This is a genomic window from Gordonia oleivorans (assembly GCF_040044975.1).
Classification (GTDB): domain Bacteria; phylum Actinomycetota; class Actinomycetes; order Mycobacteriales; family Mycobacteriaceae; genus Gordonia; species Gordonia oleivorans.
The window spans coordinates 1-18,077 of sequence record NZ_JBDZDI010000030.1 but is presented as its reverse complement, the minus strand read 5'-3'; the positions used below and the strand labels follow the sequence as shown (position 1 = coordinate 18,077).

Below are 18,077 nucleotides of genomic sequence, written 5' to 3'. Positions count from 1 at the left end.
CAGATGCGACACCGGTCGCGGGTGACCGGCTCGGCGAGCCGGTCGCCGAGCTGAAGGACGGAGAACGCACTCGAATGGCGAACGACAGCCAACCGAACGAACCCGGATCCTCGGACGGGGGCCCACGCGACGACGCGACGGACTCGCGGCCGATCTCGGTGTCCGAACTGCTGGCCCGCACCCAGGCGGCCGACGCGCAGTCGTCGGGGTCGGCCGGGCGGGCCCGAGAGGGCCGCGGTCGACGACGAGCCGGCCGCAGCGGTGCCGTCTCGGTGTCCGAGCTCACCGGTGAGATCCCCAAGGTGACCGGCCCGGCCGCCTACGACACCCCCGAATCCGACGCCCCGCAGTCCGGCACCCCGCGGTCCGGCACCTCACAGCCGGATGGCCCGCAGTCGGGCACCGGCGCGGCACCGGCCGCTGCGTCGACCCCGGCTCCCGCTGCGCCGTCGGCTCCTGCCGCATCGACCCCGGCTCCTGCCGCATCGACCCCGGCTCCTGCCGCGCCCGCTCCGGCATCGCCGCCCGGGCCGCCGACCGGGCCGCCGACCGCCCCGTGGTCACCGTCGCCGGAATCCCGCTCGTTCCCGCGGGCCTCCGATCCGCTGGCCCGGCGCGGGCAGGATGCGGTGCCCGCACCCGATCAGGCATCCCGCACACCGGCACCGACGGCACGCACGTCGAGCGGTATGCCCGGGTTCACCCCACCGCCGACCCGCGACTTCAGCTCCCGTGCCGTGTCGGGTCGTCTCGGAGCCGAGTCGCCGGACATCGGGGCAGCCGAGAACACCGGCAACGACGAGGTCGAACCGTCCAACGCGGTGACCGGGATCATCCCGGTGGTCGACAGCGCCGACGACGCTCTCGCCGAGGATACCGCCGCCGCGGGCACCGCGGCCGGGCAGTCGGAGAAGGCGCCCACGAGCAGCAGATTCTCCGAGGTCATCGACGACGACTTCGAGGCCTATCGGTCGTTCGCCGACGTGGAACCCGAGGCCGACGCACCGGGTGGCGGCAAGAAACGACGCTGGTTCTCCCTCCGCAAGAAGTCGGCCGCAGCCGCCGCCGCGGGAGCGGCCGGGGTGGCCGCCGCCGCAGCGGCAGCGAAATCCGGTTCTGCACAACAGGATTCAACGGACTCCGGCGTCGTGGCGCCGGAACCCGATGACCTCACCAAGGATCAACCCGACGATGTCGCCGCGGATGCGGTCACCGGCATCATCCCGATCGTCGACGGTCCGGAGATCGGCGAGGACGTCGTCATGGTCGATACCGACGACGTCGAGGGTGTCGACCTCGCGGGCCCGCAGGATCGCTTCGCCGAGATCATCGATTCCCCCGAGATCGACGTCGCAGACGACGTGACACCGGATACCGACGACGCGGCCACCTACGACGCGGCCACCTACGACGCGGACACCGATCTTCCCGACACCGCCCCGGCCACCCCGGTGGACGTCACCGAAGACCTCGACGCCGCGGCCATCGAGACGGGAACCGACGAACCCGCCGACACCGTCGCCGCCGGTGTGTCCGAGCCCGATGTGCTCGAGCCGGAATCCGACGACCTCGCCGACGATGAGGACGGTGACTCCGGGGTGAGTACCGCGGCACTCGCCGCGGGCGGACTGACCGGGGTGGCCGGCGCCGCCGCGGCTGGTCGGGCACTGCGCAGCGACGACGAAGCCGACGAGACCGCCGACACCGCCAAGAGCACCGACACCGCCAAGAGCACCGACGACACCACCGGCAAGACCGACGCCGCCACCACGAAGGCCGAGCAGCCGAAGAAGAAGAAGCGGGACAAGCGCGAGCCCGGGAAGAGTGAGTCGCACGGACACTCCCCGGCGCTGTCGTGGCTCGCGATCGTCGCCGAGGTCGTCGTGGGGCTCGTCGTCGGCGTCGGTCTGTTTTGGGGCTTCACCGAACTGTGGCGCTGGAACCCGTACTTCGCGCTGATCCTGGCCGTGATCGTCATCTTCGGCATCGTGACCTTCACCCATCTGGTGCGGCGCACCAACGACCTCGTCACGACGTTGCTCGCGCTCGCCGCCGGACTCATCGTCACGATGGGGCCGCTCGTGCTGCTGGCGACGTGACCGAGGCGTCGGGGCGCGCGCCCGTCGACCCGGTTGTTCGCCCGGAGATCGCCGTCGGGTTGTCCACGGCGTCGGTGTATCCGCAGAACACCGAGGCCGCCTTCGCCTACGCGGCCGAACTCGGATACGACGGCATCGAGCTGATGGTGTGGGGTGATCCGGTCAGCCAGGACGTCCGCCACGTCGAATACCTGTCGAACAAGTACCAGGTACCGGTCCTGTCGGTGCACGCCCCGTGCCTGCTCATCTCGCAGCGGGTGTGGGGGCGTGATCCGATCGCCAAGTTGGCGCGGTCGACCGAGGCGGCGGAGATCCTCGGCGCGGCCACGGTGGTCGTGCACCCACCGTTCCGGTGGCAGCGCGCCTACGTCGCGGCCTTCGACGACCTGGTCGGGGAACTGTCGGAGTCCTCCGGCGTGGGTGTCGCGGTGGAGAACATGTTCCCGATGCGCGCGGACCGCGCGTTCGGCGCCGGAACGCGATCGGCGCGTCGCCTCGCCCGCCGCGGCGGCACCCCCGGGCCGGCGGTCTCGGCCTTCGGCAAGTCCATCGACCCCACCGACGACGGTTACGGCCACTACACCCTGGACCTCTCGCACACCGCGACGGCGGGCGCCGACGCGGTCGGCCTCTACGAACGCATGGGTGCCAACCTGTCGCATCTGCATCTGGCCGACGGTTCGGGTGCGGCCACCGACGAACACCTGATCCCCGGCGACGGGTCCCAGCCGTGTGCCGACGTGTGCCGGCGCATCGCCGACAGCGATTTCGCGGGCGCGGTGGTGTTGGAGGTCACCACGTCGTCGGCGCGGACCAAACCCGAGCGTCAGGCGATGCTGGCCCGTTCGCTAGATTTTGCCCGGCAACATCTCAAACGGGAGTCGAGCCGCGCGCGGTGATCCGCGGTGGTGAAGAAGGTGACATGACCGACAAGCTGGCCGAACTGCTGGATCTGCGGGTGATCGGGCCCGCGGCCGATCGTGGGGACGGGGCCGGTCCGGCGATCACCTACGGCGTGACGATCGACGACGCCTTCACCGTCGGACCGAAGGTGCACGGCGGCAGCATGCAGATGATCATCGCCCGCGCCGCCCGGTTGGCCCTCGACGACCTCGCACCCGCGGGTGCACCGGACACGGCGATGCACACCGCCGACGTGGTGCCGGTGGCGATCTCCAGTGACTACCTCGCCGCACCCGACCCGGCGCAGGTCGAGCTGACCGCGACGGTCCGCAAACGGGGCCGCACCGTCACCCTGGTGCACGTCGACCTCACCCAGAACGGCCGCGTGATGGTGTCGTCGTCGGTCACGCTGGCCCGCCCCGACACCGGGGCGGCGCATCATTCGGCGCCGACGGTGCTCGACGATCTGCCGGCCGAGCCGACCGCCGACGCCATCTCGGTGGGCGAGACGCCGCTGTCGGACGTGATGCATCTGGGTCAGGCCCTGGATCTCGGCCTGGACCCGGCCACCTTCCCGGTGATCCGCGGGGAGAAGGGCGACCCGGTCATCCGGGGGTGGGCCCGCCCCCGCGACGCCGCACCCGACTCGTATTTCTCGGTGCTGGTGTGTGACATCTCGCCGCCGGTGGTGATGAACCTGGCACTGTTCGGGTGGGCGCCGACCGTCCAGTTGACCACCTACATCCGTCGGGAACCGGCGCCGGGCTGGCTGCGGTTCGCCGCGACCACCGTCGAGGTCGGTGCCGGCATGTTCGAAGAGGACCATCTGGTGGTGGACTCGACGGGTGCGGTGGTGGCGCAGTCGCGTCAGCTCGCCCTCATCCCACAGCAGCAGCGGTGACCTGTACCGATCACCGCCCCACGCCCCTCCGACCATCGGAGACGATCGGCCCGTCCACGGGCAGATCGCAAGTGCAGAAAGGCTTTCCAGCAGTGAGTGAACGTATCGCGATCATCGGCGGCGGCAAGATCGGTGAGGCCCTGCTGGCCGGCCTGATCGCCGCCGGCACGCCCGCCAAGGACCTCGTCGTCGTCGAACGGGTCGCCGACCGCGCCGCCGAGATCGCCGACGAGTACGGGGTACTCGTGACCGAGGACGTGTCGGTGGCCGCCGAGAGCGCCCAGTATGTGTTCCTCGCCGTCAAACCCGACGACGTCGAGCCGGTCATGCGCAAACTCGCCGCCGCCGAGGACAACGCCGAATCCGAACGGGTGACGGTGTCATTGGTGGCCGGTGTCCCGATCTCCAAGTTCGAGACGATCCTGCAGGCCGGATCGCCGGTCGTGCGGGTCATGCCCAACACCCCGATGCTGGTCAACGAGGCGATGTCGGCGGTGTCGGCGGGTCGGCACGTGGACGCCGGGCAGTTGCGCGCGGTCACCACGCTGCTCGGCAGCGTCGGCCGGGTGACGGTGCTGCCGGAGAAGCTGATGGACGCGGTGACCGCGGTGTCGGGTTCGGGGCCGGCGTACGTGTTCCTTCTGGCCGAGTCGATGATCGATTCGGGGGTGGCGCTGGGGCTGACCCGCGCCCAGGCAAGCGAGCTGGTGGTACAGACGATCCGCGGTGCGGGGGTGCTGCTCAGCGATTCCGGTCTGTCGCCGGTGGATCTGCGTGCCGCGGTGACCTCGCCGGGCGGCACGACCGCCGCGGCCATCCGTGAGCTGGAAACCCATGGTCTGCGTTCGGCGATGTATGCGGCCACCAAGGCGGCCTCGGATGTGAGCCGCGCGGCCGGACGCCGCGTCGAGGGCGAGGGTGTGTAGCGCGACCTCCCGGGAATCGGCGAAAGAATGCCTGGTTCACGTCGCGATGTCGAGCTGACATTGAGGGTTGGTGGAGCTGACACGCCGGGGCATGTTTCCCACAATTAGTGGTCGTCGCGCCCGAAACCCCAGTATGTTGTGGGCGAGGGCGCCCGAAATGGAATTTCCTGGCCACTCACGTCGCTTTTTTCACATCTGCCACGCTAAGCTCCTTTAAGCACGTGCGTGTCTGATGTCCGCCGGAGGGGAAGCCGGCGGCCGCGACGCGTGCTCCGGAGGTATGAGAATTTCATGACGCCTGCAGAGACTCCAGGAGACAGGTCGGCGGCCGGCAATGCCGGAGCCGGATCCCAGTTCCTCACCGTCGCAGAGGTCGCATCCCTGATGCGTGTGTCCAAGATGACCGTGTACCGCCTGGTGCACAACGGTGAACTGCCCGCGGTTCGCGTGGGCCGTTCGTTCCGTGTGCACGCCAAGGCCGTGCACGACTACCTCGAGACGTCCTACTTCGACGCCGGATAACACCGATCCCGCCCGACCGGCCACGGTGCGCGAACAGCGTCCCCGGTGGCCCCGGGCGGGCATGTTCTCCTCCGCTGTGACCCATCGGGATGCGATTTCTGTTCCGTGGGGTCGGGCCGGTAGTGTGGACAATCGGCTACCCGATCCGGCCCGCAGGCTCCCGGTGTCACCGGGGTGCTCAGCCATGTGGATGCACAGTTGTGGGTGCACCACGTGCGGTGGCCGGCCCGCAGCAACCTGCGGGGTAGGAAGAACATTGCACGTGAAGTGAGGAAGTACCCCGATGGGCTCAGTGATCAAGAAGCGCCGCAAGCGCATGTCGAAGAAGAAGCACCGCAAGCTGCTTCGCCGCACCCGCGTGCAGCGTCGCAAGCTCGGTAAATAGGCTCGGTAAATAGGCTCCGGCCCCGCGCGGCACACCCGCGCGGGGGAGACCGCCACGAGAACCCGCCCGCGTGCGGGTTCTTGTCGTCGATGGGGGCGGTAGCCCTGCAACCGGGCACTGCGGCGAGCCGACCCGGGGCGCCCCGGCTAGCCTGGTCCCATGCCCGACTCCCCAGACCAGCTGCCCCGATCGGTTCTCGTGACCGGTGCGTCGACATTTCTCGGCGGCTACCTGGTGGCCCGGCTGGCCGCCAATCCCGAGATCGAGCGGGTGATCGCGGTGGACTCGCGGGTGCCCCGTAAGGACCTGATGCGCCGGATGGGTCGGGCGGAGTTCCTGCGTCTGGACATCCGACGGCCGGCCATCGCCAAGGCGATCGCGAACTACGAGGTCGACACCGTCGTCCACGCGGCCACCTCGATCATGGACACCGCGCCGCACTCCACCGCGATCAAGGAGTTCAACGTGGTCGGGGCGATGCAGGTGTGCGCGGCCGCGCAGCGCAGCCCGTCGGTGAAACGACTGATCCTGCGGTCCACCGCCATGGTCTACGGCGCGAGTGCAAGCGATCCCTCGCACTTCTCCGAGGAAACCCGGGCACGCCGCGAACCCACCCGCAGCTACGGTCGTGACCTCCTCGACGTGGAGGGGTACGTGCGCGGGCTCGGCCGTCGACGCCAGGACATCGAGGTGACCATCCTGCGGCTGCAGGCCATGCTGGGACCGCGGATCAACACCCGGATGGGCTCGCATCTGTCGCTGCCGGTGGTGCCCACCGTGTTCGGTTTCGCGCCGCGACTGCAGTTCCTCCACGAGGAGGATGCGCTCGCGGCGATGGAGCATGTGACCCTGGTGAGCCGGCCGGGCACCTACAACGTCGCCGGTGACGGCGTCGTGACACTAGCGCAGGCGGTGCGCCGGGTGGGCCACGTCCCGCTACCGGTGCCTGGCCGGCTGCTCGCACCGATCACCGGCGTTTTGCAGGATCCTCGATCGGCCAAACTTCGAAGTTCCCAAACTGAGTTCTTGACTTATGGGCGGGTTTTGGACACCACCCGAATGCGGACCGAACTCGGGTTTGCACCGCGCTTCACCACAATGGAGACCCTGGATGACTTTATCGCCCGTGGTGGGGTGAATCCTGTTGTGAGCGCGGCGAGTTGGCGTGGACTGGAACGACGCGCGGTGTCTCTCGCGCTTGCGCTTCGGTGATTGTCGCTAACCCACGGGATGGGAATCGACTTGTGTGGCAGGAGTTGTCGGGTCGCCCAATACGGGAACGCGGCTGCGAAACGCTGCCGCGTTCCGTATCATGAAGTCTCTACGTGTCGGGGCGTCGAAGGGCTCGTTTCCGGTGCATTGTCGCGTTGAATGAGAATTTTCTCTGAAGTGGAAGAGTGGGGTGAGAGCGTGGCCGGTGGTTCGGTACCCGATACGCGCACCGCGAACGTCATTCAGCTCTACGCGAGCTCAGGGGGGCATGGTGGTCGAGGTTTCGACGCGGGCAAGGGACGCCACCCGAGTCAGCAGGTCGCCCATCCCCGGCAGCCCGGCCCGATCACCCATCCCAACACCGACGGCTTCGGCAGTTCGCCGGCCTCGGTGACACCCATCAGCGACGAGGTGGTCGTCGACGACGGCCTCGGCGTCGAGCATCAGGTGCGCTCGTCGCCACTGTTCAGCCTCGGTGGGATCCGCAGTGCCGTTGCCGATTCACTCACTGCCACAGCAGGTTTCATTCGCGAGCGGATGACCGGTGATTACGAGATCGACGATTTCGGATTCGATCCGCACTTCACCGAGGCGGTCTGGTTGCCTGCGGTGCGCCAGCTGTATCAGAAGTGGTTCCGCGTCGAGGTCACCGGCATCGAGAACCTGCCCGTCGAGGGTGGTGCGCTGCTCGTCGCCAACCACGCCGGCACCATCCCGGTCGACGCGATCATGACCTCGGTGGCCGTCCGCGACAATCATCTGACCGGTCGCCATCTTCGAGTTCTGGCCGCCGATATGGCTTTCGACACCCCCGGTGTCAGTGAGGCCGCGCGCCGCATCGGCGCCACCCTCGCCTGCACCAGCGACGCCGACCGCCTGCTCCGGCAGGGTGAACTCACCGCGGTGTGGCCGGAGGGCTACAAGGGGATCGGCAAGCTGTACAAGGACCGCTACAAATTGCAGCGGTTCGGGCGCGGCGGATTTGTCACGACGGCTTTGCGCAACGCCGTCCCGATCGTCCCGGTCTCGATCGTCGGATCCGAGGAGATCTACCCGATGATCAGCGACCTGAAGCCGCTTGCGCGGGTGCTGGGACTGCCGTACGTGCCGATCACCCCGTTGTTCCCGTGGCTCGGTCCGCTCGGCGTCATCCCGCTGCCGTCCAAGTGGCACATCCACTTTGGGCGTCCCATCGAAACCGACGGATACGATGCCTCCTCGGCCGAAGACCCGATGGTGGTCTTCGACCTCACCGACCACGTCCGCGAGGACATCCAGCAGACGCTGTTCCGGATGCTGTCGCGGCGCGGAAGCGTGTACTTCGGCTGAGCGCGTGACCCGAGCGTCGCGGTGCGCGCTACTGTGACAGGCATGAGTTTTGACGCCGATCTCGGCCCCGTCGACGTCGTCGTTGTTCGATTCCCGACCCTGCCGATTCCCGCGTCGGGATTCGATCTGCTCGACGATCGCGTCTCCTCCGGCCGGGTGAACGTCCTCGACATCGAGTTCGTCTCCCGCTCCGCCGACGGCGCGGCCATCCGGCTCGACGCCGGCACCGTCGGCCTCGAGACGCTCACCGGAGCCGACAGTTCTCTGATCGATGAGGGCGGCATTGCCACCGCCGCAACAGAACTCGCCGACGTTGAGGCCGCCGCGATCGTCGTCTACGAGGATCTGACCTTCCTTGCGGTGATCGGGGCGATGGGCCGCCGACGGCGGGTCGATCATCACCAAGGGACCTGTGCCGGTCGACGATCTGATCGGCGCGCTCGACGCCGCCGAAGGGAACCGAGCATGAGTTTGATCCGCACCGCCACCCGCGCCGCCGTCGCGAGCTCGGTTCACGACCGGGTTCAGCGTCGCCAACAGCAACGCTCGGCGCAGCAGGCACCGGCCCGGCCTGCGGTGCCGCAGCCGGCGCCGGTCCAGGCCGCCGAATCGGCCGCCGCCGCCCCCACGACGGCTCTGATGAACGACCTCACCTCGTTGCGACCGGCCGGCGTGGTCACCGACGCCGAGTTCGCCGACATCTCGTCTATCTTCGGCTGATCAGGAGGACAATGTGCGTGCAGTCATCTGTCACAAGGGCGAACTGACGGTGCAGGAGGTCGACGCACCCGAACCCGGCAAGGGGGAGGTGCTGCTGCGGGTCCGGCGGGCCGGGATCTGCGGCTCTGATCTGCACGCACGATCCGATGGCGACGAGACCGCCGACCTGGCCGCCGAGATCGGCTATCCCGGCTTCATGCGGTCGGAACAGTCGGTCATCCTGGGCCATGAATTCGTCGGTGAGGTGGTCTCCTACGGACCGGGATGCCGCAAGAAGTGGGCGCCGGGGACCGCGGTGGTGTCGCTGCCGATGCGCCGGCACGACGGCCAGCCGCATCTCACCGGTCTCGATGAACTCGCGCCCGGCGCCTTCGCCGACTTCGTCGTCGTCGCCGAGGACATGACGATGGATGTGCCGCACGATCTTTCGCTGGACGAGGCGGCGCTCACCGAACCGCTGGCGGTGGCCTACCACGCGGTGCGACGCGGGGAGGTGGGACGCCGCGACGTCGCCACCGTGATCGGTTGCGGCCCCATCGGACTCGCGGTCATCGCGATGCTCAAGGCGACCGGGGTGCGCACGGTGATCGCCAGCGACCTGACCGCCGGACGCCGCGAACTCGCCCGCCGCGTGGGTGCCGACGTCGTCGTCGACCCAGGCGTCGAGTCACCCTTCGACATCACCGCCGAGAAGGGCCGCTACGTCTCGACGGTGCCCCAACTGTTCGACGCGGCCTTCGACGGGATGCGTACCCTACGCCGGATTCCGTTGGTGCCGTGGGCATCGGTGTTCCACCTCGCCGACCGCCTCGGGGCCACGCCGACGGGGCCGGCGATCTTCGAATGTGTCGGCGTGCCCGGCATGATCGAGCAGGTGCTCACCGCCGCGCCGTTGCGGTCGAGGATCATCGTCGTCGGCGTGTGCATGCAGGCCGACCGCATCCGGCCGGCGATGGCCATCAACAAGGAACTCGACCTGCGTTTCGTGTTCGGCTACGACCCGGCCGAATTCCACGACACCCTGCAGATGATCGCCAAACGCGAGGTCGACGTCCGCCCACTGATCACCGCGACCATCGGCCTCGACGGAGTGGCCGAGGCCTTCGACGTGCTCGGTGCGGCCGAACAGCATGCGAAGATCCTCATCGATCCGGCCAGTGAGGTCAGCGCGCTCTCGTAGCGTTTCTCACAGATCAGCGCTTACGCAACAGCTTCGTCGCCGCTGCCGCGGTGCCGCCGGCCGCGCCGATCACCAAAGCCGTTCCGGCGCCGTACTTTGCGGCCTTGCGGGCGGTGCGGAAGTCATACATCTCCCAGCCGCGGACCTTCGCGACGTCACGCAGGTCGGCATCGGGGTTGATGGCGACGGCCGTGCCCACCAGCGACAGCATCGGCACGTCGTTGTGCGAGTCGGAGTAGGCGGTGCACCGTTTGAGGTTGAGTCCCTCGCGAATCGCCAACGCACGCACGGCATGTGCCTTACCGGGACCGTGCAGGATGTCACCGACGAGGCGACCGGTGAACACACCGTTGCGGCTCTCGGCAACCGTGCCCAGTGCACCGGTCAGGCCCAGGTGATCGGCGATGGTCTGGGCGAGTTCCACCGGGGTGGCGGTGACCAGCCACACCTGCTGCCCGGCATCGAGGTGCCGCTGCGCCAAAGCCCGTGTGCCCGGCCAGATCTTGTCGGCGATGTACTCGTCGAAGATCTCCTCGCCGAGTTCGGCGAGCTCGGCGGTGGGGCGTCCGGCGATGAAACTCAACGCCTTCTCGCGGCCCTCTGCGACGTCGTTGGCGTTCTCCTTGCCGGTGATCCGGAACTTCGCCTGCGTCCACGCGAAATCGAGAATGTCGCCGTAGGAGAAGTACTTTCGGGCGGCGAGGCCACGCGCGAAGTGCACGATGGAGGCGCCTTGGACCAGGGTGTTGTCGACGTCGAAGAATGCCGCCGCGGTCAGATCGCGTGGCACCTCGGGTTCGGTGTCGGCCGGTGGCCGGGCCCGCAGGGTGTCCAGGGCGGCCTTGGCGCTGGCCTCACCGGCGAGCGACTGCCGCAATTCCTGTGCGGTCTGCCGGAACCGTCCGCCGGCGGCGCTGGCCCGCTCGGTCAGCCACGCGGTGACCCGATTGCTCTCCTCGTCGGGATCGTGCGGTTCGTCGGCGTCGTCGTGGTCGTCGTCCGCGGCGGTCGAACCCCCGTCGACACGGTCGGCGTGTGCCTCCCAGTCGTCGGCCGAAGGTTCGGCACCCTCGGCCTCGACGGGCGCGGACACCGGTGACTCCGACGGCCCCGAGTCCGAGGCCTCGTCGGAGCCCGGGACGCCGACCGGATTCGTGTCACCGTCCGAAGACACACCCACAGTTCACACCTCCGAGACGGCCCTGTGCGGGCGGTTGGGGCTCGACCCCTACAGCCTAGCGGGGCTGTCAGACTGGACCGTGCAGCCGGGCGTGCCGACGCCCACCGAACCCTCGCCGCGACCGGAGGTCCCCATGCCGATCACCCTGCTCAGCCGCGCCGGATGTGCCGCGTGTGTCGGTGCACGTACCGACCTGGAACGGATCTGCGCCGATTTCGGTGAACCGGTCGAGGTCGTCGACGTCGACGCCGCCGCCGAGGCGGGCGATCCGAGTCTGCGCGCCGAATTCGGTGACCGGCTGCCGGTGATCCTGCTCGACGGTGAGGAACACGGCTACTGGGAGGTCGACGAACCGCGCCTGCGCGCCGACTTGACCGCTCGGGCCGCGCGTCACGACGCCTGAGACGCCGGTTCCGACCTCCGGGTTCCGGTTCCGGTCCGTCCCCGCCACGTTGACAGCGCTCTCCAGACCGCTGACAGCGCTCTCTCCCACGTTGACAGCGCTCTCTCCCACACTGACAGCGCTCCCACCGGATGTGACGTTGCCCGTCCGCGTTGCGAAATCGTCGTCGGCGGGGTAGTGGCGGGGGCGTACCCCGTCCGGTATACGCTGATCGACATTCGACGCGGGCACGCCACGGCTGCCCGCCTGGCGGACGGAAGCGGGTGTGCGGCAGTGAGCGTCGGTTCGGTATCCGGTGACATCCCCGACCCCACCGTCGCCCGTCTCGCCGCCTATCTGCACGTCCTGCGGTCCTTCTCCCAACGCGGCGTCGTCGTCGCCTCCAGCGGCCAGCTGGCCACCGCTGCGGGGGTCAATCCGGCGATCCTGCGCAAGGATCTGTCCCACGTCGGCGCCAACGGGGTGCGCGGCGTCGGATACGACGTGAGCAAACTGACCGCGCGGATATCGAACGCGCTACACACGGACGTCACGGTGACGGTCGCCCTCGCCGGCGCCGGTCGCCTCGGGCGCGCCCTGCTCACCCACACCGGCTTCGGCCGCGGATTCGAGGTGTGCGCCCTCTTCGACGACGATCCCGACGTCGTCGGCACCGTTCTCGACGATGCGACACCGCAGGTCCAGGCCCTCGAGGCGATCGCCGAGGTGTGTTCGGATCCGATGGTCGGGCCGGTGGAGATCGGGGTGGTGGCCACCGCCGACGACCAGGCCCAGACGGTGGCCGACGCGTTCACCCGCGTCGGTGTCCGGCAGCTGCTGAACGTGACGCCGGTGAGCCTTGTGGTGGACTCCGATGTCGTCGTCCGGCAGGTTGATCTAGCCTTGGAACTACAGGTGCTGGCCTTCACCGCGTCACGGACCCCGGTCGCGGAGCGTCAGGGCCGGGATTTGCGTGCAGTGGTGGACCGATAGGCGATGAAAACGGTGGCGGCGTGAGTGTCTTGTTGTTCGGTGTCTCGCATCGAAGTGCACCAGTGGAGGTGCTCGAGCGAATCGCGGTCTCCGACCACGAACGGCCCAAGCTCGTCGACGAGCTCCTGAGCTCGCGGGCGATCAGTGAGGCGATGCTGGTCTCGACGTGCAATCGCGTCGAGATCTACGCCGTCGTCGACGCCTTCCACCCCGCCCTCGAGGCCGTCGGCAACGTCGTCGGCGAGCACTCCGGCATGACCATCAACGACCTCACCAGCCACGCCTACGTCCGGTACTCCGAGGCGGCCGTCGAGCATCTTTTCACCGTCGCCGCCGGCCTCGACTCGCTTGTCGTCGGTGAGCAGCAGATCCTCGGGCAGATCCGCAATGCCTACCTCGACGCCGACTCCAACCACAGCACCGGACGCGTGCTGCACGAACTCGCGCAGCAGGCCCTGCGCGTCGGTAAGCGGGTGCACACCGAGACCGGCATCGATCGCGCGGGCGCGTCGGTGGTGTCGGTGGCGCTGCATCGCGCCCAATACCTGCTGGCCGGCGCATCCGGGTCGAGCGACGAGCCGGCCATGCGCTCGGCGGTGGTCGTCGGTGCCGGCGCGATGGGGGGCCTGGCGACCGCACACCTGGCCCGCGAAGGTGTCCGCAGCATGGTGGTGGTCAACCGGACCGTTGCCAACGCCGAACACCTCGCCGGCAACATCACCGCCAACCACGGCATCGAGGTGCGCGGCGTCGGATTCGACGACCTGCCCGCGGTGATGGCCGACGCCGACGTCGTCGTCGCCTGCACCGGGTCGGTCGGTTCGGTGATCGGCGTCGGTGACGTGCATTCGGCGCTCGCCGCCCGCGGGACCGCCGGAAACGCCGGGAAACCGCTGGTCATCTGCGATCTCGGGTTGCCACGCAATGTCGACCCGGCGGCCGCGCGGCTGCCCGGTGTGCACGTCGTGGACATCGCCGGGCTGCGTGGCATGGCCGAGGCCAAGGCCGCCGAGGACGACACCCTCGCCGCCCGGTCGATCGTCGCGGGCGAACTCGCCGACTACCTGACCGCACAACGTCAGGCCGAGGTCACGCCGACCGTCGCGGCCCTGCGGCAACGCGCCGCCGACGTGGTGGAGGCCGAGATCCTGCGCCTGGAGACCAAACTCCCCGGACTCGACGATCCGCAACGCGACGAGGTGGCCAAGGCCGTGCGACGCGTCGTCGACAAGCTGCTGCACGCGCCGACGGTGCGGGTCAAACAACTCGCGTCCACCCCGAACGGTGACCACTACGCCGAGGCGCTGCGCGAACTCTTCGAGCTCAAGCCGGGTGCCGCCGAGGCCGTCAGCGCTCCCGAGTCCGGGCTCGCAGAGTCCGGCCATCTGGCCCAGTCCGGGCTCGCAGAGTCCGGCCATCTGACCCAGTCCGGGCTCGCAGAGTCCGGCCATCTGACCCAGCCGGGGCTCGCGGAGTCCGGCGATCGGGGCATCACCGCATCGGAGCAGGCAGAACAGTGACCGACACCGACACCCGGGCCGTCATCCGCGTCGGCACCCGGGGCTCCCTGCTGGCCCGCACCCAGACGCAGACCATCGTCGACGCGCTGATCGCCGCCGGGCATCCGGCCGAGCCGGTGATCATCAAGACCGCGGGCGACGCCTCGGCCGCACCGGTCGCCGAGATCGGCGTCGGGGTGTTCACCACCGCGCTGCGCGACGCGCTGCACAACCGCGAGATCGACGTCGCCGTGCACTCGTACAAGGACCTGCCGACCGCACCCGATCCGGGGCTGGTGATCGCGGCCGTCCCACCCCGCGAGGATCCCCGAGATGCGCTGGTCAGCAAGGGTGGGCAGGTCCTCGGGGAACTGCCGCCCGGGTCGACGATCGGCACCTCCGCCCCGCGACGGGCGGCACAGCTTAAAGCATTGGGTCTCGGTTTGGAAATCCGCCCCCTACGAGGCAACCTAGATTCTCGGTTGGGCAAAGTCGCCAGCGGCGAACTCGATGCGGTCGTCGTCGCGCGGGCCGGGCTCGTACGAATCGGAAGGGCCGACGAGGTCACCGAGGCGTTCGATCCGGTGGTCCTGTTACCGGCTCCGGCGCAGGGCGCGTTGGCCGTGGAGTGTCGCAGCGACGATGCCCAACTGGTGAGAACTCTCGCCGAGTTGGACGACGCGTCCACCCGTGCGTCGGTCGACGCCGAACGTGCGGTGCTCGCGGCCCTGGAGGCCGGGTGTACCGCTCCGGTCGGAGCGATCGCAGAGGTGGTCGAATCGCTCGATGACGACGGGCGCATCTTCGTCGAACTGTCGCTGCGTGCGGCGGTGGCGGCCGAGGACGGATCCGATGTGATCCGCGCTTCGGTGGTGGGTCCGGTGGAACGTGCCGACCAGCTGGGCAGGGATCTCGCGGCCGAACTGCTGGAACTGGGAGCAGGCGAACTCGTCGACTCTCCCTAGTTCCGGCAAGGAACACACAGCCCTCACCGTACGAGGGCAGGAGAGTGCGAACGCATGAGCCGTACGACCAAGAAGGCCACTCCGGGGCGGATCTTTTTCGTGGGGTCCGGGCCCGGGGACCCAGACCTGCTGACCGTGCGGGCGCGGAGTGTCATCGCCTCCGCGACCACGGCCTACGTCGACCCGGATGTCCCCGCCGCCGTGGTGGCGATGATCGGCGGGGCGCATCGTCCCGAACCCGCCGACTCCGGCCGCCGGGCCGCCGCCAAGACACCCAAGAACGAGACCGGCGACGACGTGCCCGACACCGACGTCGCGCCGACGCCGGAGGAGACCGAGGAGCAGGTCGTCCATCCTGCACTCGGAGATCCCGGCGAGGTCGCCAAGACCCTGGTCGCGGCCGCCAAGGCCGGAGACGACGTCGTGCGCGTCGTCTCCGGTGACCCGCTGACCACCGATTCGGTGCTCACCGAGGTGCACGCGGTGGCACGCACCACCATCACCTTCGAGGTGCTGCCGGGTCTGCCGGCCGCATCGGTGGTGCCCAGCTACGCCGGCATGCCGCTCGGCTCGAGCCACACCCAGGCCGACGTGCGCGCCGAGGGCGTGGACTGGGCCGCGCTCGCCGCCGCCCCCGGCCCGCTGGTGCTGCACGCCACGTCCGGGCATCTGGCCGAGACCGCGAGCGCGCTGACCGAACACGGCCTCGCCCCGCAGACACCGGTGGCCATCACCGTCAACGGCACCACCTGCGGGCAGCGCACCATCGAGGCCACCCTGGTCACGCTCAACGAGTTGGGTAACGCGTTGTCCGGACCGTTGATCCTCACCGTCGGCAAGGTGGTGACCCAGCGCGGCAAGCTCTCCTGGTGGGAGTCGCGGTCGCTGTACGGCTGGACCGTGCTGGTGCCCCGCACCAAGGATCAGGCCGGCGACATGAGCGATCGCCTCGTCTCCCACGGCGCCATCCCCAAGGAGGTGCCCACCATCGCGGTCGAGCCGCCGCGCAGCCCGGCCCAGATGGAAAGGGCCGTCAAGGGTTTGGTGGACGGCCGCTACCAGTGGGTGGTGTTCACCTCCACCAACGCGGTGCGTGCGGTGTGGGAGAAGTTCGCCGAGTTCGGTCTGGACGCGCGGGCCTTCTCCGGCGTCAAGATCGCCTGCGTGGGCGAGGCGACCGCCGAGCGGGTGCGCGCCTTCGGGATCAACCCGGAACTGGTGCCCTCGGGTGAGCAGTCCTCCCTCGGCCTGCTCGAAGACTTCCCGCCGTACGACGACGTCTTCGACCCGGTCGATCGAATCCTGTTGCCGCGCGCCGACATCGCCACCGAAACCCTGTCGGAGGGGCTGCGTGAGCGGGGCTGGGAGATCGACGACGTGACCGCGTATCGCACCGTGCGCGCTGCCCCGCCGCCGGCCGAGACCCGCGAGATGATCAAGACCGGTGGCTTCGACGCGGTGTGCTTCACCTCGAGTTCCACCGTCCGCAATCTCGTCGGCATCGCCGGAAAGCCGCACGCGCGCACCATTGTTGCGTGCATCGGACCCAAGACCGCGGAGACCGCAACGGAATTCGGGCTGCGCGTGGACGTGCAGCCGGAATCCGCGTCGATCCCCGACCTCGTCGACGCGCTCGCCGAGCATGCCGCCCGGCTGCGGGCCGAGGGGGCCTTGCCGCCGCCGCGCAAGAAGTCGCGGCGGTCGCGGTCCTAGGGGGTCGGTGATGGCTCCGGTGATCCGTCCCCGACGGCTGCGTACGAGTGCCGCGATGCGGCGACTCGTCGCCGAAACCGTGCTCGCGCCCGGCGATCTGGTGCTGCCGATGTTCGTCGCCGACGGCATCGACGCGCCCCGGGAGATCTCGTCGATGCCCGGGGTGTACCAGCACACGCTCGACTCCCTGCGCAAGGCCGCCGACGAGGCGGTCCGCGCGGGAGTCGGCGGGCTGATGCTCTTCGGGGTGCCCGCCCCGGCGGCGAAGGATGCGTGCGGTTCCGGCGCCGACGATCCCGACGGCGTGCTCAATCGTGCTCTGGCCGTGCTGCATTCGGACCTCGGTGACTCGACCGTGCTGATGGCCGACACCTGCCTCGACGAGTTCACCGATCACGGGCACTGCGGCGTCCTCGACGACGCCGGCCGCGTCGACAATGACGCGACCCTCGATCGCTACATCTCGATGTCGTTGGCGCAGGCCCGATCCGGCGCTCACCTGCTCGGTCCGAGCGGCATGATGGACGGTCAGGTCGCCGCGATCCGCGCGGCACTGGACGCCGAAGGGTTCACCGACACCGGCATTCTCGCGTACGCGGCGAAGTACGCGTCGGCGTTCTACGGTCCCTTCCGCGAGGCCGTCGGATCGTCGTTGCAGGGCGATCGGCGCACCTATCAGCAGGACGGTGCCAACCGCATCGAGGCACTGCGCGAGGTGCGCCTCGACCTCGACGAGGGCGCCGACATCGTCATGGTCAAACCCGCGATGAGCTACCTCGACATCGTCCGCGACGTCGCCGAGATGGCCGACGTGCCGGTCGCCGCGTACCAGATCTCCGGCGAGTACTCGATGATCACCGCCGCCGCCGAACGCGGCTGGATCGACCGCGACGCCGCCATCGCCGAATCGCTGCTCTCCATCAAGCGGGCCGGCGCGAAGATCATCCTGACCTACTGGGCCGCCGAGGTCGCTGCCGCGCTGCGCTGACGGCGCTCTGGTACGCACTGACAGCGCTTTGGTTCGCGTTGACAGCGCTCTGGTTGGCGTTGACCGGTGAGTGTCAAGCTGTGGTGAGTCAGTTCCCGATTTTGTTGTGTTATGCGGTGGGTTGGTGGTGCAGGTTGATGGCGACGCGTTGCTGCGGTCGTTTGACTGTGGGTGGTTGGT

Annotated in this window: 17 protein-coding genes; 16 read left to right on the top strand and 1 reads right to left on the bottom strand. The window is 69.0% G+C overall.

What is annotated here, in order from left to right; genetic code table 11:
* Positions 1–74 precede the first annotated feature (74 nt).
* The 10 genes from ABLE92_RS24675 to ABLE92_RS24630 all read left to right on the top strand — a co-directional run bounded on the left by ABLE92_RS24675 (position 75) and on the right by ABLE92_RS24630 (position 10,177).
* Complete coding sequence (locus ABLE92_RS24675) at positions 75–2,099, top strand: Rv0497 family membrane protein (protein ID WP_348807447.1); 2,025 nt, start codon at positions 75–77, stop codon at positions 2,097–2,099.
* Positions 2,096–2,998, top strand: coding sequence for a sugar phosphate isomerase/epimerase family protein (locus ABLE92_RS24670; RefSeq protein ID WP_348807446.1), 903 nt, complete (start codon positions 2,096–2,098; stop codon positions 2,996–2,998). Before ABLE92_RS24675 ends, ABLE92_RS24670 begins: the two co-directional genes overlap by 4 nt.
* 23 nt (positions 2,999–3,021) lie before the next feature.
* Positions 3,022–3,903: a thioesterase family protein gene (locus tag ABLE92_RS24665; protein WP_348807445.1), complete on the top strand. Its 882-nt coding sequence runs from the start codon at positions 3,022–3,024 to the stop codon at positions 3,901–3,903.
* Between the two features lie 92 nt (positions 3,904–3,995).
* Entirely contained in the window at positions 3,996–4,829 is an 834-nt protein-coding gene (gene proC, locus ABLE92_RS24660) for a pyrroline-5-carboxylate reductase (protein ID WP_348807444.1), read from the top strand.
* A 291-nt stretch (positions 4,830–5,120) separates the two neighbouring features.
* Positions 5,121–5,351: a helix-turn-helix domain-containing protein gene (locus tag ABLE92_RS24655; protein ID WP_348807443.1), complete on the top strand. Its 231-nt coding sequence runs from the start codon at positions 5,121–5,123 to the stop codon at positions 5,349–5,351.
* 283 nt (positions 5,352–5,634) lie between these two features.
* Complete coding sequence (locus tag ABLE92_RS24650; RefSeq protein WP_003402602.1) at positions 5,635–5,736, top strand: 30S ribosomal protein bS22; 102 nt, start codon at positions 5,635–5,637, stop codon at positions 5,734–5,736.
* A 159-nt stretch (positions 5,737–5,895) separates the two neighbouring features.
* Entirely contained in the window at positions 5,896–6,948 is a 1,053-nt protein-coding gene (locus tag ABLE92_RS24645) for an NAD-dependent epimerase/dehydratase family protein (RefSeq protein ID WP_348807442.1), read from the top strand.
* A 159-nt stretch (positions 6,949–7,107) separates the two neighbouring features.
* Positions 7,108–8,277, top strand: a complete 1,170-nt coding sequence (locus ABLE92_RS24640) for a lysophospholipid acyltransferase family protein (RefSeq protein WP_348807441.1) — start codon at positions 7,108–7,110, stop codon at positions 8,275–8,277.
* A 42-nt stretch (positions 8,278–8,319) separates the two neighbouring features.
* Positions 8,320–8,997, top strand: coding sequence for a hypothetical protein (locus tag ABLE92_RS24635; protein ID WP_348807440.1), 678 nt, complete (start codon positions 8,320–8,322; stop codon positions 8,995–8,997).
* A gap of 13 nt (positions 8,998–9,010) precedes the next feature.
* Positions 9,011–10,177: a zinc-binding dehydrogenase gene (locus tag ABLE92_RS24630; RefSeq protein WP_348807439.1), complete on the top strand. Its 1,167-nt coding sequence runs from the start codon at positions 9,011–9,013 to the stop codon at positions 10,175–10,177.
* Between the two features lie 13 nt (positions 10,178–10,190).
* Here ABLE92_RS24630 and ABLE92_RS24625 read toward each other — a convergent pair whose 3' ends face one another.
* Entirely contained in the window at positions 10,191–11,357 is a 1,167-nt protein-coding gene (locus ABLE92_RS24625) for an HAD family hydrolase (RefSeq protein ID WP_496560847.1), read from the bottom strand.
* A 133-nt stretch (positions 11,358–11,490) separates the two neighbouring features.
* Between ABLE92_RS24625 and ABLE92_RS24620 the strand changes: the two genes are divergently transcribed.
* The 6 genes from ABLE92_RS24620 (at position 11,491) to hemB (ending at position 17,897) form a co-directional block, all read left to right on the top strand.
* On the top strand, positions 11,491–11,760 hold the full coding sequence (locus ABLE92_RS24620; RefSeq protein WP_348807438.1) for a glutaredoxin family protein: 270 nt from the start codon (positions 11,491–11,493) through the stop codon (positions 11,758–11,760).
* Between the two features lie 273 nt (positions 11,761–12,033).
* Positions 12,034–12,732 carry a redox-sensing transcriptional repressor Rex gene (locus ABLE92_RS24615; RefSeq protein ID WP_348807437.1) on the top strand — a complete coding sequence of 233 codons (699 nt, stop codon included), beginning with the start codon at positions 12,034–12,036 and terminating at the stop codon, positions 12,730–12,732.
* A 20-nt stretch (positions 12,733–12,752) separates the two neighbouring features.
* Positions 12,753–14,252, top strand: coding sequence for a glutamyl-tRNA reductase (locus ABLE92_RS24610; protein ID WP_348807436.1), 1,500 nt, complete (start codon positions 12,753–12,755; stop codon positions 14,250–14,252).
* Positions 14,249–15,196, top strand: coding sequence for a hydroxymethylbilane synthase (gene hemC / locus ABLE92_RS24605; protein WP_348807435.1), 948 nt, complete (start codon positions 14,249–14,251; stop codon positions 15,194–15,196). The genes ABLE92_RS24610 and hemC overlap by 4 nt, the downstream gene beginning before the upstream one ends.
* Before the next feature lie 54 nt (positions 15,197–15,250).
* Positions 15,251–16,909 carry a bifunctional uroporphyrinogen-III C-methyltransferase/uroporphyrinogen-III synthase gene (locus ABLE92_RS24600; RefSeq protein WP_348807434.1) on the top strand — a complete coding sequence of 553 codons (1,659 nt, stop codon included), beginning with the start codon at positions 15,251–15,253 and terminating at the stop codon, positions 16,907–16,909.
* A gap of 10 nt (positions 16,910–16,919) precedes the next feature.
* Positions 16,920–17,897: a porphobilinogen synthase gene (hemB, locus tag ABLE92_RS24595; protein WP_348807433.1), complete on the top strand. Its 978-nt coding sequence runs from the start codon at positions 16,920–16,922 to the stop codon at positions 17,895–17,897.
* Positions 17,898–18,077: the final 180 nt, after the last annotated feature.